Here is a 15,535-nt window from a genome sequence, read left to right on the forward strand (position 1 = left end):
CAAAAACAGTTAAAATCAGAACATATTTACCCACGAAGCGTAAACGCAGAGCGGCTTGTCGTCAGACATGGCTTAAGAGATAGAGAAATCTAATCTCCTAATAACGAAGCCTTTGAAACTATGACTTCAGCATTATCAGTTGTTATAATGAATCCCAAATGGTTGCTCAAGCCTCAAGAGTGGTTGCAGCAGGAATTCAAATGAACGCAGATTTGTTCCTTGAACCACACAACCAACCAAATTGCAATCCACTCTTAAATGGTCGCTACAACTTTTTTGATTTTGCTGATGTCAAGTAACTAAGAAAATCTATAGCGCTTCTCGTTTCGTGATTGATGCAGCAGGATAAATTCCAGCCTAAAAGTGATAGCTACCGATGCAGTAATATAATACCTACACAGGCAACATCTAATACTCTGGCTTAGATAATATCTTGGTGGCTTTTGACAGTATGGCTAAATTCCTCGAAATTGTGGAACGACACCATTCTGCTTGGAGTTTTCGTTCCAAAAGTCAGCAACTGCTTCAACTTAGTTTGCGGTTGAAAACCTTTACTCCCGCAAGACGAAGTTAGTAAATATTCTGTATTTCTATTGAATTGTCAGGCTGTACTAAGAGTCTTTCTTCCCAGACTCCAAGAGTAATTGCCTTTAGCGAGTAATGCTCTAGCTAGGTTAGCCAACTCTTATTGGCTCATACCCAGATAAATTTTGATTGACTTCAAGTTGTTACAAAGGCTACTATCCTACTCAATCTAGTTTTAGATTTTCGTTAAAAAAAGATGTAGCTAATTGAAGGGGACTTACCAGAGCAAAAAAACTTTCTTGAGCTTGCCTCAAACTTGTCTTGAAGTCTTTTTGTGTTTTTACTTGTTTGATTCCTATAAAAACCATAACATACATCTCACTAATTAATTTGCCGAATCTCAAATTATTTATCTATTTAATAGAAGATTATCCTTAGAACCTTTAATAGTCATAAGTTACGTCTTCGCTCGTTGCTAGTTAATAAAATTATTTATCATAACCAATATGTGCAGTTAGATACTTTTGGGTATTTGATAAAAGTATTTAAAACTAATGTTTGATAAAGAAAACAGAACTTCTTATTTTTGGAGTCAAAATTATTGTAAATAAAGTAGATTAAATAACTCACAAAATTTCACACAGTAATAAGTAGAAGGGCTTATGTCGAAACCGGCCTTTCTTTTAAAAAACGCTCAAACACTTGACCTAGAAACAGCCTAGCTGTTCCCTATCTAGCAACTATATTTTTTCAAATAACTATAATTTGAGGGAAATTACAAGACCTTGAAAGGGCCGATCATATTGAACTAGCAGTCTCCCTAGCAGCTTCTCGCAGCCGTTCCACATCGCGCATCGGTGGCGCACCAAAGAGGCGCTTGTACTCCCGGTTGAAGTGCGAGGCATCGTCGTACCCCACTCGATAAGCAGCACTGGTAGCGTCAAGGTTTTCCCCCAGCATCAGACGGCGAGCCTCTTGGAGCCGCAGTTGCTTCTGGAACTGCAAGGGACTCATTGCAGTGACAGACTTAAAGTGATGGTGAAAGCCCGATACACTCATTCCCATCTCTCGGGCGATGTTTTCAATCTTGATCGGCTCGTTAAAATCTTTACGAAGTCGCTCGACGGCTCTGGCAATGTGGTAAGTATAGCCACCCAGAACTGCAATATGACGGAGGCGATTACCTTGCTCTCCCATGAGGAGCCGATAAATGATTTCCTGCTTAATCAGTGGTGCGAGAACATGAGCTTCAGCAGGGGAATCTAGAAGCCTGACAAGCCGCACCACAGCGTCCAACAGATTTGCATTCAAGGGACTTACGTCAATCGCTTTCACATCAGCACGGCTGCGCGATGAGGGATAACCTGCCTCGACCATGACTGAGCCAACGAGGGTGGGGTCAAGATCGAGGCGAAGGCTAAAGTAAGGTTGCGCCTGGGACGCTTCCAGAATTTGGCTGACAATCGGCAGTTCAACCGTAGCCAGCAGATAATGCATCGGGTCGTACTGATAGCGATCGCTACCCAGAAGAACTTCTTTACTGCCCTGAGCGATCGCACAAAAGGCAGGAACAGAGACACTATGAAGGCATTCCGAAGGCGAGGAGGCGCGGTTGAAGTGCAAACCTTTCAGTGGCTCAATCGTCCCATCCTGACGAATCGCCTGGGCAATCCGCTCAGTCAGTTCGTCTCTGTAAGCTTGCGCTCTGTCTGCCTCGCGCTTTGCCTGGGGGTCGTTCATTAAATCGATATTTGCAGCGTTCATTTTCTAAGTTTGCAGGATTGTACAACAATCTTAGACGATCGTCCTATTGCTTGCCCTTCAAAATGCCTAAGATGAAGCTAAAGCAAGGAAAAATGATTTCGGCTTCTTATAAGCATTCTGGATTTTTATTCAAGATAAAACTCAGTTTTGATTGGGCAAGATACTTGCCTACTAGCGATCGAAATGGCATCAAGTAAAGGAATTAAGAAAATGGACATTAAAAGAAGTGGCTCACAGCCTTCCGCTAAAGGGCAGGCTGAGTATTTTACCGGCACTGTCCGCGTTGACCCCCTGTTCGAGGCACACGATCCAGCACGCACGTCTGGAGCCAGTGTCACATTTGAGCCTGGTGCTAGGACAGCATGGCACACCCACCCGTTGGGACAAACCCTAATCGTGACGGCTGGCTGTGGACTTATACAGCGATGGAGCGGTGCGATCGAGGAAATTCGACCGGGGGACACGATCTGGATCTCGCCGGGTGAGAAGCATTGGCACGGTGCTACAGCAACCACGTCCATGACGCACATCGCCATTCAAGAATGGCTCGACGGCAAGCCTGTAGACTGGCTGGAAAAGGTCAGCAACGAGCAGTATGAAGGAATATCTTAATGCTTTTGAGATGGTTTTCTATCAAGGGGAAAAACTGCCAGCAGAGAATGCTGATTTTGGTTCTCGCCCTAGTGATGTCCCTGAGTTACTCAGCCTGCCGTGCCGACAACAGTATGACTAGCAGTGCCTCGTTGACAACACACCCGACGCTTACCAGCAACGTCAAATTCATGAACTTTTACCCGTTCGATGATATTGAGACGATTTCGCCTCGTCCCATGCTGTTCATCACGGGTGACAATGCACATTCCAGGGAGTTCAGCGAAGATGCCTACAAGCGCGCAGCCGAGCCAAAGGATCTTTACATCGTTCCGAACGCGGGACATGTCGATTTGTATGACCGAGTGAACCTGATCCCCTGGGACAAGCTTCAGTCTTTCTTCACTCAGCATCTCAGCAAGTAAGTGAGCAACTGACAAGAGCCACAGGAATATAAACAACTAGGAGTATCTATTCATGTACAACACCAAAGCTTATGCCGCAACCAGTGCAACATCACCACAAATCGCCTTGTCCTGGATACTGGCGCAAAAACCGTGGATTGTGCCCATTCCCGGCACGACCAAACTGAGCTGCCTGGAAGAAAACATTGCGGCAGCAGATATCGAACTGACGCAGGACGAATTGCAGAGCATCGACGAGGCATTGGCGCAAATTCCAGTGTCAGGCGATCGCTATCCAGAAGAGTTGGAAAAGCGCACGGGATTATAGACGAAATCGCCAACCATAAAATTTTAACCAAAATAAGGAGGTGCGGATGACAAATACACAGCAGCAAGACTCTGTAAGGATAAGTGAAGCGGCACATAAAAACCATGAAGAACTGTTTCCAAACCACAAATCGACCCTGAAAGCAACCGACCCTGAACTGATCGAAGTCTTTGACAACTTCGCCTTCGATGAAGTAATTGCTGAGAGCCGAGTAAAAGGAAAATAATTATGAGCAAAGTCTGGTTTATCACAGGCGCTGGTAGCGGCATCGGCACCGGAATCGCCAAGGCGGCATTGCAGTCCGGCGATCGTGTAGTCGCGACCGGAAGAAACCTCGACAAAGTGCGTAATGCCTTGCGCGATGTTGCAAGCGAGAATCTTGCATTTGTCCAGTTGGACGTTTCCGACGAGGTACAGGCGAAAACAGCCGTCGATGAGGCGGTAAAGCGGTTCGGTCGTATCGACGTTTTGGTTAACAATGCGGGCTACAGCCTGCTTGGTAATTTTGAAGAGATGACCACAGCCGAGATCGAACGACAGTTCGCGACGAACTTCTATGGTGTGGTGTACGTCATGCGCGCGGTGCTGCCGATTATGCGTCAGCAGCGGTCGGGCCACATCATCAACATCAGCTCCGTTGCTGGCGTTGTCGGGTTTAAGCACTGTGCCGCCTATGCCGCGACGAAGTTCGCGCTCGAAGGACTCTCGCTGTCGGTGGCAACCGAGGTCGAGCAGTTCGGTATCAAGATCACGGTGGTCGAGCCGGGCTTCTTCCGCACGGATCTTCTGGACGATCGGAATGTCAAATGGCCCAGCAACGCCATCGCAGACTATGCCGCCGAGGGCAACGTCCAGGAAACGTGGTCGGCCTACAACGGCACGCAGCAGGGTGACCCAGCAAAGTTGGGCGATGCTCTGGTTAAAATCGCCGGAATGGAGAATCCGCCGAAGCTGTTCGTTGCCGGAAGTGACGCCCTTGCGGCGATCGCGCCGGCTGTCGAGGAACGGTTGCAGGCGACGCGCGCCCATGAAGAGCTATCGAAATCAACAGACGGTTCGTTCTAGCGATCGCACAAGAAGCATCATCATTAAATCCACGGACATGATGCACATCGCCATTCAGCAACAGATCGACGGCAAGACTATGGACTAAATGGAAAAGGTCAGTGACGAACAATACCAGACCCGATCGTAGAGTAAGACAGTTCAACCTTTAAATCAAAGACAGGAGTTCAAAAAATGCAAAAGCGCAAACTTGGAAACAGCAATCTGGAAGTCTCGGCTATTGGGCTGGGCTGTATGGGCATGAGCTTTTCTTATGGCCCGCCCAAAGACATACAGGAGATGACCGCCCTTCTGGGGGCTGCCGTCGATCGCGGCGTGACATTCTTTGACACCGCCGAGGTCTACGGGCCGTTCTTGAACGAAGAGCTTGTAGGCGAAGCCCTCGCTCCCTTCCGTGGGCAACTGGTCATTGCCACCAAATTCGGATTCGACATTAGTCCTAATTCCGATCCCCGAGGGATGAAGGGTGCGCCCGGACTGAATAGCCGACCGGAGCATATCAAGCAGTCCGTGGAGGGTTCGCTCAAGCGGCTTAAGGTTGAGACAATCGACCTACTCTATCAGCACCGAGTTGACCCGAATGTGCCGATCGAAGACGTAGCAGGAGCGGTGAAGGAACTGATTCAGGAAGGTAAGGTTAAGCACTTTGGACTCTCGGAAGCAGGAGTGCAAACGATCCGTCGCGCCCACGCGGTTCAGTCGGTCACTGCTCTCCAGAGCGAATACTCGCTGTGGACAAGGACTCCTGAAAAGGAAGTGATACCGACCCTTGAGGAACTCGGAATCGGCTTTGTCCCTTACAGCCCTCTGGGTAAGGGTTTTCTCACTGGCAAGATGGACGAAAGCACAACCTTCGACAGTTCCGATTTTCGCAGCACCCTGCCTCGCTTCACACCGGAGGCTCTCAAGGTGAATCAAGCTCTGATTAATCTGCTCGGCAGCATTGCAGAACAGAAGCAGGCGACACCTGCTCAGATTGCGATCGCTTGGCTGCTAGCCCAGAAGCCTTGGATTGTGCCGATTCCAGGCACCACAAAGCTGCATCGCTTAGACGAAAACATCGGGGCAGTCTCAATCGAACTCACGCCCGACGATCTGCGTGACATCAATGATGCCGCCTCTAAGATCGCGGTGCAAGGGGCTAGATACCCCGAAAAACTGGAGCAAATGACCGGTCGTTGAGCGGTAAAAAATGTGTTCTATAGTTCAATACAGTTCAGAATGAGCAACAAAACACTTGTAGAGACGGCGATTTATCGCGTCTCGAAAACCCAAAATTGTTGCCAGTAGCCCTTACCTGAACCGTATTGTTCTATAGTTGCATTCCTTAGCTTATTAATTGGAGATTGGAGTTTAGACAAAAATTAGCCAGAAAAAACTATCAAAATTTGTGCAAATGGTATTGACACGAATGGCACTAAAAAAAGCCCAAAGACTTATTGTATCCTCATTCCCAGCCTGGAGGCTGGGAATGAGTTTTGAGAGGCTCTGCCTCTTGTCAAGCTATGGAGGCGGAGCCTCCGAGAATAGTTTCCCAGCCTCCAGGCTGGAAGTTGGGGCAAGGGCTGTATCTTTTCTTAGTGCCATTCGGTACTGACACCTGTGCAACTAGCGCTTGTGATGATTTCGTATGGATTTATGAATCTTCTTCCATCTTTCTTTCTCAGCTAATTGCGCTCTCTGGTCTTGTTTGCGGGTCAGGTGGTCGAGTTCTTTTTGCAACTTTTGGTAGCTAATAAATCTAGAATAATCAAGTTCTCCCTCAGCCAAAGCCTGCTGCACGACACAACCCGGTTCGTTATTGTGCTGACAATTGCGGAAATGGCATTCTTGCGCCAAGGTTTCGATGTCTGCAAAAGTTTCTTGCAAACCTTCATCACCTGCCCAAATTTGGATTTCCCGCATTCCTGGGGTATCAATAATTAATCCGCCAGTAGATAGCAAAATCAATTCACGATGAGTTGTCGTGTGTCTACCTCGGTCATCACCTTGCCGTACTGGTTGCACAACTTGGACAGATGTACCTTGCAGTTGGTTGGTGATGGTGGATTTACCAACACCAGAAGACCCCAACAAAGCAACTGTCTGTCCTGGTTGCAAGTAAGGTTTTAAGGCATCCAATCCTTGATGATTGGTGGCACTTAAAACTGCAATTGGTACACCCAAAGCAACTGCTTCTACTTGGGTTAAATACTTTTCTAGAGAATTGCACAAATCTGCTTTGTTTAACACAATTACCGGATTTGCACCACTTTCCCAAGCCAGAATCAGATAACGCTCAACTCTTCTTGGGTTAAAATCGCCATCCAATCCTGAGACTAAGAAGACTGTATCAATATTCGCTGCAACAATTTGTTCTTCTGTTTTACTACCCACCGTCTTGCGAGAAAATTTGCTTTTCCTGGGTAAAATCTCGTTGATAGTGGCTCGTCCTTCAGATTCTCTGACACTAATCACAACCCAATCTCCAACGGCGGGAAACTCTTGTGGTTGAGAAGCACGATGCCGCAATTTACCTGAAACTTCTGCTGAAAGTTCCCCTTGTTCGCTATAGAGGGTGTAAGTATTTCTGTATTCAATGGCAACCCTACCAACGCTAAATCCTTGTGAGCGATAGGGTTCAAAGCTGCGAGCAAAAAAGTCACTCCAGCCTAAATAATCCAAATTCATTGATGTTTCCTCGATGTGTGCTACTTGTTTTGCACAAGGTTCCACAGAGGAAGACACTTCTATGCAGGAGAACTCCCCGCACCAGAATGTCTGTGAATTCTAGTTTTCATTCCTGTAGGAAAGAGGACTGAACAGAATCTCTGCGCCTTGTGTTCTTTGAGTTGGGATGGTCAAAGTAACCCGGACTGCTAGCAACTCAGTCATAGTTCGTCCTCCTTGTGTACTACAGTAAATAATCTCCATTACTACATTAGCTTATTCCAGAAAATTCGTTTAAATTATGCAATTTTAACTTTGATATTTATCGCGTATTGAAAGACCAATGCACAAGTTTGCACATTATAAAAACAATTTTGGTAAAAAATATCTGCTCATCTTTCACTAACTTCTAGCGAAAGAAAGAGTTTGAGGCTGAGTATCTCTGTAATCATGAATGCGGACAAGTGTTTACCTGCTAAATAACTGATATGCCGCAATATTTTGGAAAACTACCCACCACAAACCAAGCTTGGACAACTGTTAGCAATGTAAAAGCTGTAAGCTGGGAAAATAATATTGTTAATTTTGACTGTGGCGACTCACGCCTGACCATCAGCATACTTACTCCGAATTTAATCCGCGTGCGTTTCGCACCAACTGGGGAATTTATGCCTCGTCGCTCTTGGGCAGTGACGTTGGATGATGCAGAATGGGCAATAACACCTTTTGCAGTGCGGGAAACTGAAGCAACAATCGAAATTGAAACAGCACAGATTCGTGTGTGCGTTCAGCGGGAAAAATGTCGCATCGCCTGTTTTGACAAAGCTAATCGTCCCTTTGCTCAAGATGCAGAGATGGGGATAGGTTGGCGGATGGGGGCAGTTGCCGGGTGGAAGGAAATTGCAGCCGATGAACATTTCTATGGCTTTGGTGAACGCACAGGCTTTCTGGATAAACTCAGCGAGGTGAAAACCAACTGGACAACGGATGCTCTAGATTATGATTCACTCACTGATGAAATGTACCAGGCAATTCCCTTTTTTATGGCTTTGCGTCCGCAGGTAGGCTATGGCATCTTTTTCAACACCACTTTTTGGAGTCAGTTCGATATCGGTGCTGAACAACCAGGTATTTGGAAGATGGAAACTCGTGGCGGTGAATTGGATTATTACATTATCTACGGCCCCGAACCTGCCCAAATCCTGGAGACTTACACTCAGCTAACTGGGAGAATGCCATTACCGCCGAAATGGGCGCTGGGTTATCATCAATGCCGTTGGAGTTACGAATCAGAAACTGTTGTGCGGGAACTAGCACAGGAATTTCGTCAGCGCCGCATTCCTTGCGATGTTATTCACTTGGATATTGACTATATGCGGGGCTATCGAGTGTTTACTTGGAGTCCTCAACGCTTTCCCAATGCGGCAAAACTTATTAGTGATTTAGCAAAGGATGGTTTCAAAACAGTCACAATTATCGATCCTGGTGTGAAGTATGAACCAGAAGGTAATTATGATGTTTTTGACCAAGGAATAGAAAACGACTATTTTGTGCGTAAAGCTGATGGTACGTTGTTTCACGGCTATGTTTGGCCTGAGAAAGCTGTTTTTCCTGACTTTTTACGTCCTGATGTGAGCAACTGGTGGGCTGATTTACACAAAAGCCTAACTGATATTGGTGTGGCAGGAATTTGGAATGATATGAATGAACCTGCCATAAACGATCGCCCTTTCGGCGATGATGGTGAAAAGATTTGGTTTCCGTTAGATGCACCGCAGGGGGGCAGGGGGGCAGGGGGGCAGGGGAGCAGAGGGGCAGGGGAGCAGGGGGGCAGAGGAGCAGAGGGGCAGGGGAGCAGGGGGGCAGGGGGGCAGGGGGAGAATTTACCTACGTCTACTCATATAGAGGTGCATAACTTGTATGGGTTGATGATGGCTAAAGCTTGCTATGAAGGGTTGGAAAGGCATCGAAGTTCAGAGCGATCATTTGTGTTAACGCGATCGGGTTATGCTGGTGTGCAACGCTGGTCTTCTGTGTGGATGGGGGATAACCAATCGTTGTGGGAGCATTTAGAAATGTCTCTGCCGATGCTTTGTAACATGGGACTTTCGGGTGTGGGGTTTGTGGGTTGCGATATTGGCGGGTTTGCTGGTAACGCGACAGCTGAATTATTTGCTCGGTGGATGCAGGTAGGAATGCTTTACCCACTGATGCGCGGTCACTCGGCAATGTCTACTGCTCGTCATGAACCTTGGGTATTTGGCGATCGCGTTGAAAATATTTGTCGAGAATACATTAATCTACGTTACCAATTACTTCCCTATATTTATAGTCTTTTCTGGGAAGCGGCAACAACGGGCGCGCCAATTTTAAGACCATTATTGTACCACTTCCCTAACGATCCGAAAACCTATAGCCTTTACGATCAAGTATTGCTCGGTGCATCGCTGATGGCTGCACCAATTTACCGCCCTGGAGTTGAGCATCGAGCTGTCTACTTACCCGCTGGCACTTGGTATGATTGGTGGAGTGGCGATCGCTATGAAGGCCCAATTCACATTCTTGCTCATGCACCACTAGAAACAATGCCATTGTATGTTCGTAGCGGTGCGATCGTTCCTATGCAACCTGTCAGGCAATACGTTGATGAAGCCCCACTCGACCAGATTCGGTTACGAGTTTGGCCTGGTAACAACGAATATCAGTTATTTGAAGATGATGGACAGACAAGCAAGTATCAAGATAATAACTACTCAATAACAAATATCCGTGTATTTACTCAGGCAAAGCAAACAGTAGTGGAAATTGCAGCAAGAGTTGGAGAGTGGACACCTCCAACGCGAGAAGTGATTGTAGAACTTGTTGGTGTTGGAGAGCAACGTTTTCAAGATGATGGTAAGCTACATAGCCTGCAATTCTGAAATACTCGCAAAGGTGGTTTTTTGAGCCACCATTATTTCATTATGCAAGGAAAAATATGCATAGAGGTAGATGAAAAACAAGTCAAGCTGTAGCCTAAAATACAAATAACATCAATGATTAGCTCGTGAGAAATACGTAAGTTTACTACGCTAGATAGATGCGGTTAGAGAACACTCAATGTTAAAGGTTAACCGCTTGCGACTGCAAGATAGATTTAAAATTTCTACAAATGCACTTGTGGCAAGAGTCGCAAGTGCGATCGCTGTTTTTGTTGGTAGTTTGGTATTAGTTGGCTGGTGTCTTGGTATTGAAGTTCTGAAGCGCGGCTTCCCTGGTAGTCCTGCCACGATGAAAGTCAACACGGCGTTATGTTTTGTGTTGTGTGGGGTGTCGCTGTGGCTATTTTTAAAAGGAGAGCAGGGGAGCGGGGGAGCAGGGGAGCAGGGGAGCAGGGGAGCAGGGGAGCAGGGGGGCAGAGGGGAAAGAACAATTCAAAATTACCCGCAGAGTTCTACAGCCTCCTTGCCCGTACTCACTCTTTTAATCTCTCAGTTCTGTGCAATAGCTGTCACCACAATTGCGGCGCTTACTCTCTGTCAATATCTGTTTGGCTGGAATCTTGGCATTGACGAACTGGTATTTCGTGATTCGCCAACTAGTATAGCGACATCGCATCCGGGGCAAATGGGAGCGAACACAGCACTGAACTTTATCCTGGTCAGTATCGCCCTACAGATTCAGATTCATCCAAAAACCCATCGCAATTATTGGTATGCCCAAATTATTGCTCTGATTGCTACTTTAATTTCCTTTCAGGCGCTGATGGGCTATGCCTACCAAGTGGAAGTTCTTTACGGACTCGCCCCTTATACAACATCAATGGCGTTACATACAGCGATGTTGTTCCTCTTGCTAAGTATAGGTATTCTGTGGACGCGAGCAGAACATGGCTTAATGAGGGTAGTTACAAGTGATAGTGACGGCGGCTTACTTGCACGTCGTTTACTAGTTGCCGCGATCGCAGTACCTTTTATATTAGGGTGGGTAATTGTTGAAGGGCAACGAGCAGGACAATACGATCCGGCATTTGCAGTATCGGTGTTTGCGATCGTTGTGATTGTAATTTTTACTATTTTGATTTGGCAAAGTGCCAGGGTTATTGAACGCCTCAGCTATCAACGCGACCTTGCCCAAGAAGCACTGAGAACTTACGAAGCTAAATTAGGGAGTTTTGTAGATTCTAACGTCATCGGCATTTTGTTTGGCGATGTGTATGGCGGTATCCAGCAGGCAAACGACGAATTTCTGAGGATGATTGGTTACACGCGGGAGGATTTGTTAGCAGGTAAGTTAAGTTGGAGCAATATCACACCACCAGAGTATCTATACTTGGATGAGCGAGGTGTTGCCGAAGCCCAAAGAAATACCAACGCTACTTGTACGCCCTACGAGAAAGAATATATCCGCAAAGATGGTAGCCGCATCCCGGTTTTAGTTGGTTACGTGCTGCTAGGAGAAAATCGGGAAGAGTCAGTGGCGTTTATCCTCGACTTAAGCGAACGCAAGCAAGCAGAGGCAGAGCAACAAAAATTAGTGTCGGTAGTAGAAAATAGCTCTGATTTTATCGGCATCGCCACCCTTGAAGGTCAATTACTCTACATAAATGATGCAGGTCAAAAGCTGGTAGGTCTTGCTAACCTTGATGAAGTCAGGCAAAAAGCAGTATTAGATTACTTCATGCCCAAAGACAAAGCCTATTTCCAAAAATATATACTGCCGACTGTGCTATCAGAAGGGTGCTGGCAGGGAGAATTCTGCTTCCGGCATCTGCAAACAGGTCAACCGATACCAGTTGATTACAACATCTTCACTGTTACAGATAACAAGACAGGTCAGCCAATTGCCTTAGCGACGGTGACTCGCGACATCAGCCAGCAAAAGCAGACCCAGGAACAAATATTACAACTAAACAGGGATCTACAGCGCCGCATTACTGAATTACAAACTTTGTTAGAGGTAATTCCTATTGGAATTGGCATTGTCGAAGATCCAAAATGCCAAAATATCAAGGTCAACCCTTCTTTTGCCAAGCAGTTGGGGATATCCTCAGATGCAAATGCCTCCCTCAATACTCCCTTGGACGAAAGACCAAACAGCTTTAAGATACACCGCGAGGGAAGGGAACTGTCAACAGAAGAACTCCCAATGCAGTACTCTGCTGCTCATGGTGTCGAAGTTCTGAATTCTGAACTTGATGTCGTCCATGAAAATGGCAAAATCGTCAAGCTGTTGCACTATGTTGCACCCCTGTTTGACGAAGAGGGGAAAACTAGAGGAAGCGTTGGTGCATTTTTAGATATTACGGAGCGCAAACAGGCAGAGGAAGTACTTTTAAATCAGCAAAAATGGCTAGAGGATGTGTTAAATCTGATGCCAAGACCGTTGCTGTTTATCGAACCAGGAACGGCGCGGGTAACTTTTGCCAATCGCTCTGCTGACGAATTAGCTGGGGGCGAATTTCCTAAAGGTGTACCAGCCGCAGAGTATCATACAGTTTACCACTACACGGATGCCGCTGGCGATCGCATCCCCAATGAGCAAATGCCAGGTGTGCGAGTTGCCCGTGGCGAACGCCTGAATGGATTGGAGGTAGACTGGCATACTCCCGCTGGTGTGCGCTCTCTACTAGTATTTGCTGATACCTTGCCAGCAATGCACGGTCATCCGGCTACCTGTATTTTGGTGTTCCAAGAAATCAGCAACCTCAAGAAGGCACAAAAAGCTCTCTCGTTAAGTTACAAAAGGCTCAAGCTACTATTTGACACAGCCAACGATTTATTATCGAGTCAGCAACCAGCAGTACTAATCGATAGCGTCTACCAAAAACTAAGAGATCAAATTGGAATAGAAGTTTATTTTAACTATTTGGTTGTGGATAACTCTCAGCTAATGCGGCTAGAGTCTTACAGCGGCATTTCCCCAGAACTGGCAAACCAAATTCAGTCTTTGGGATTTGGTGAAACAGTTTGTGGGAGTGTAGCCCAGGAACGTTGTGCAACCGTTCTAGAGAATGTGCAGCAATCAATTGACCCGAAAACAGAATTGATTCGTTCTTTAGATATTACTGCTTATTATGCATATCCATTGATCGCCCAAGGACGGCTATTGGGTACTCTATCTTTTGGCAGCCGCACTCTGTTGAGCTTCACCGACAATCAAAAAGGGATGATGCAAGCAGTGTGTGACCAAATAGCGATCGCAATGGAACGGGCTAGTTTAATTGCTTCTTTGCAACAACAAACTGAGCAGTTGCAAGAAGCCAACCGGATGAAGGATGAGTTTCTAGGGATATTATCCCATGAATTGCGATCGCCCCTCAATGCCATCCTTGGCTGGGCACAATTACTGCAACGAAGCAAGCTCAGTGAGGCCCAAATGGCTAGAGCAACGGAGACAATTGAGCGCAACGCCAAAGCGCAAACCCAGCTAATTGAAGACCTGCTGGATATATCGCGGATGGTTAGAGGCAAGTTACACCTCGATGTGCGTACTTGTAATTTGGTTCCCATAATTGAGTCAGCCATCAAGACTGTTAGTTTAGCCGCCCAATCCAAGGAAATCGATTTGAGATTTTCCCTGATTCCCTCAAAAGAAACGCGAAATTCAGATTGGGAATTAGGAGTTAATCACGAAAATCTCGAATTTCCAGCAGCACAATCCCAAACCAATCAACATTCAGAAAACAGCAAGCCGGGTGAAAATTCTCAATATTTAGTTTCCGGGGATTTCGAGCGCTTGCAACAAATCATCTGGAATCTGCTATCCAATGCCATCAAATTTACACCCGTTGGTGGAAGTGTAGAGTTGCAATTGTCAGTGGTTAGTGGACAAGAAAAACCACAGACAACGGATAAATATGCCCAAATTCAGGTGATTGATACAGGCATTGGTATCAGCCCTAATTTTCTTCCTTACGTTTTCGATCGCTTTCGTCAAGCTGATAGTTCTAATACTAGAATCTATGGTGGATTAGGACTAGGATTAGCGATCGTCCGTCATTTAGTAGAATTACATGGTGGTACTGTACACGTAGATAGCCCAGGCAAAGAACAAGGAGCGACGTTTACCGTCAAACTACCACTTCTGAAGAATGCCCACCTCGGCTCTTTTGCCCCTCTGCCCTCACCCCCCTCTGTTTAGTCGATGCGAGAACAAGAGGGAATTCCAGCCGCAACGTTGACAGATGATGCCACTACGAAAGACCGATTTATTGTAGAGACGGCGATTCATCGCGTCTCTTGCCTTAACCGAACAGTATTAGGACGGAGTTAGAAATGGGGCATTGGGGAATATGAATTAAATTCTCCCCTGTGTCTCAAGAGCTTTTTTCTAATCTCAAAATTTTTTATATCTAAACCTCATCTACCTTGAGAACCGTAGTTTTGTAGGTCGGGTGCAGCGATAGCGTAACCCAACATAAAATCAGGTGGTAATGTTGGGTTGCGTTTCACTCCACCCAACCTACATAAATATATCTTTTAAAAACTCTAGGTTTCAACATAGATGAGGTTTAGCAGTCCTAAATCATTTGTGAAAATTATATATCTCTTTCTTCCCTTTCCGTCCTTCTCTAGGAGACACTACGCATTAACATAGTGTCTCCTAGAGAAAGCGGTTCGTTGCCTTATCTATATTTTTCATGAATCAAATAGGACTGCGATAATGTCGGAATAATTAGTATGATTCCCATAGTAGTTAACCACTTACTTACTACGTGCTGGGATTTAAGTAGCCCTTCTACTTATCGAGACTCAGGAGGTTGTTGCAGGCGTAATAGCGTATTGTAAACCTGCTTTTTTAAGATAGTATTATTTTGTAGTTCTATGGTAATTTTGTTGAACTGTTCAAATTTCAAACCATTATCTTCGACAATTTTTTGAGCGTGGTTACAGTAGTTCACTGCGATATCTTGAGCCTTCTTTGGAAGACCATTTATGCTATTAGAATCGTTGCAAACAATCTGGGGGATTTCTCCATTGCCAATAAGTTTTTTAATTTCTTCAAAAGCATTTTGACGGGCTGGCTCCATTGCTAGCACGGCTTGAGCATAACTGTCAATTTCAGTATTGTTAACTATTGGTGCTGGAGTTTGAGCGTCAGCTTTAGAACTCAATGAAAAAGCGTTAGAAATCACACTCAAAGAAGCGATCGCGCCGAAAAATAGCGATCGCGAAAGGGTTCGCTTTCGGCCAGTTCGAGAAAATAAATCAGAAATTTTTTTCATATA

At 45.9% G+C, this 15,535-nt stretch carries 13 protein-coding genes; 10 read left to right on the forward strand and 3 right to left on the reverse strand.

The window, feature by feature from the left end:
• Positions 1–1,323: 1,323 nt before the first annotated feature.
• The gene (locus tag V7K61_RS31170) at positions 1,324–2,265 is read right to left on the reverse strand and encodes an AraC family transcriptional regulator (protein WP_442936391.1); all 942 of its coding nucleotides are present in this window, start codon (positions 2,263–2,265) and stop codon (positions 1,324–1,326) included.
• A 234-nt stretch (positions 2,266–2,499) separates the two neighbouring features.
• Here V7K61_RS31170 and V7K61_RS34275 point away from each other — a divergent pair, with 234 nt between their 5' ends.
• The 7 genes from V7K61_RS34275 to V7K61_RS31205 all read left to right on the forward strand — a co-directional run bounded on the left by V7K61_RS34275 (position 2,500) and on the right by V7K61_RS31205 (position 5,859).
• Positions 2,500–2,901 (forward strand): (R)-mandelonitrile lyase, encoded by a 402-nt coding sequence (locus V7K61_RS34275; protein WP_442936394.1) that lies wholly within the window; start codon positions 2,500–2,502, stop codon positions 2,899–2,901.
• Entirely contained in the window at positions 2,885–3,022 is a 138-nt protein-coding gene (locus V7K61_RS31180; RefSeq protein WP_335059618.1) for a hypothetical protein, read from the forward strand. The genes V7K61_RS34275 and V7K61_RS31180 overlap by 17 nt, the downstream gene beginning before the upstream one ends.
• Positions 3,015–3,305 (forward strand): alpha/beta hydrolase, encoded by a 291-nt coding sequence (locus tag V7K61_RS31185; protein WP_335059620.1) that lies wholly within the window; start codon positions 3,015–3,017, stop codon positions 3,303–3,305. Before V7K61_RS31180 ends, V7K61_RS31185 begins: the two co-directional genes overlap by 8 nt.
• A gap of 52 nt (positions 3,306–3,357) precedes the next feature.
• Entirely contained in the window at positions 3,358–3,612 is a 255-nt protein-coding gene (locus tag V7K61_RS31190) for an aldo/keto reductase (protein WP_335059623.1), read from the forward strand.
• A gap of 46 nt (positions 3,613–3,658) precedes the next feature.
• On the forward strand, positions 3,659–3,838 hold the full coding sequence (locus V7K61_RS31195; RefSeq protein ID WP_335059625.1) for a hypothetical protein: 180 nt from the start codon (positions 3,659–3,661) through the stop codon (positions 3,836–3,838).
• Between the two features lie 2 nt (positions 3,839–3,840).
• Positions 3,841–4,677 (forward strand): SDR family NAD(P)-dependent oxidoreductase, encoded by an 837-nt coding sequence (locus tag V7K61_RS31200; RefSeq protein ID WP_335059627.1) that lies wholly within the window; start codon positions 3,841–3,843, stop codon positions 4,675–4,677.
• Between the two features lie 174 nt (positions 4,678–4,851).
• Positions 4,852–5,859, forward strand: coding sequence for an aldo/keto reductase (locus V7K61_RS31205; protein ID WP_335059629.1), 1,008 nt, complete (start codon positions 4,852–4,854; stop codon positions 5,857–5,859).
• A 426-nt stretch (positions 5,860–6,285) separates the two neighbouring features.
• Here V7K61_RS31205 and rsgA read toward each other — a convergent pair whose 3' ends face one another.
• A complete protein-coding gene (gene rsgA / locus V7K61_RS31210) occupies positions 6,286–7,347 on the reverse strand; it encodes a ribosome small subunit-dependent GTPase A (protein WP_335060102.1) in 1,062 nt (353 codons plus the stop codon).
• Between the two features lie 467 nt (positions 7,348–7,814).
• Between rsgA and V7K61_RS31215 the strand changes: the two genes are divergently transcribed.
• The 3 genes from V7K61_RS31215 to V7K61_RS31225 all read left to right on the forward strand — a co-directional run bounded on the left by V7K61_RS31215 (position 7,815) and on the right by V7K61_RS31225 (position 14,580).
• Positions 7,815–10,247 carry a glycoside hydrolase family 31 protein gene (locus tag V7K61_RS31215; RefSeq protein ID WP_335059631.1) on the forward strand — a complete coding sequence of 811 codons (2,433 nt, stop codon included), beginning with the start codon at positions 7,815–7,817 and terminating at the stop codon, positions 10,245–10,247.
• Positions 10,248–10,425: 178 nt separating this feature from the next.
• Positions 10,426–14,448 carry a PAS domain S-box protein gene (locus V7K61_RS31220; protein ID WP_335059633.1) on the forward strand — a complete coding sequence of 1,341 codons (4,023 nt, stop codon included), beginning with the start codon at positions 10,426–10,428 and terminating at the stop codon, positions 14,446–14,448.
• Between the two features lie 3 nt (positions 14,449–14,451).
• Positions 14,452–14,580: a hypothetical protein gene (locus V7K61_RS31225; protein ID WP_335059635.1), complete on the forward strand. Its 129-nt coding sequence runs from the start codon at positions 14,452–14,454 to the stop codon at positions 14,578–14,580.
• Positions 14,581–15,049: 469 nt separating this feature from the next.
• Here the strand turns inward: V7K61_RS31225 and V7K61_RS31230 are convergent, their stop codons facing one another.
• Positions 15,050–15,532 carry a DUF4168 domain-containing protein gene (locus tag V7K61_RS31230; RefSeq protein WP_335059637.1) on the reverse strand — a complete coding sequence of 161 codons (483 nt, stop codon included), beginning with the start codon at positions 15,530–15,532 and terminating at the stop codon, positions 15,050–15,052.
• Positions 15,533–15,535: the final 3 nt, after the last annotated feature.

Origin of the sequence: Nostoc sp., assembly GCF_036918015.1 — a bacterium.
Taxonomy (GTDB): domain Bacteria; phylum Cyanobacteriota; class Cyanobacteriia; order Cyanobacteriales; family Nostocaceae; genus Nostoc.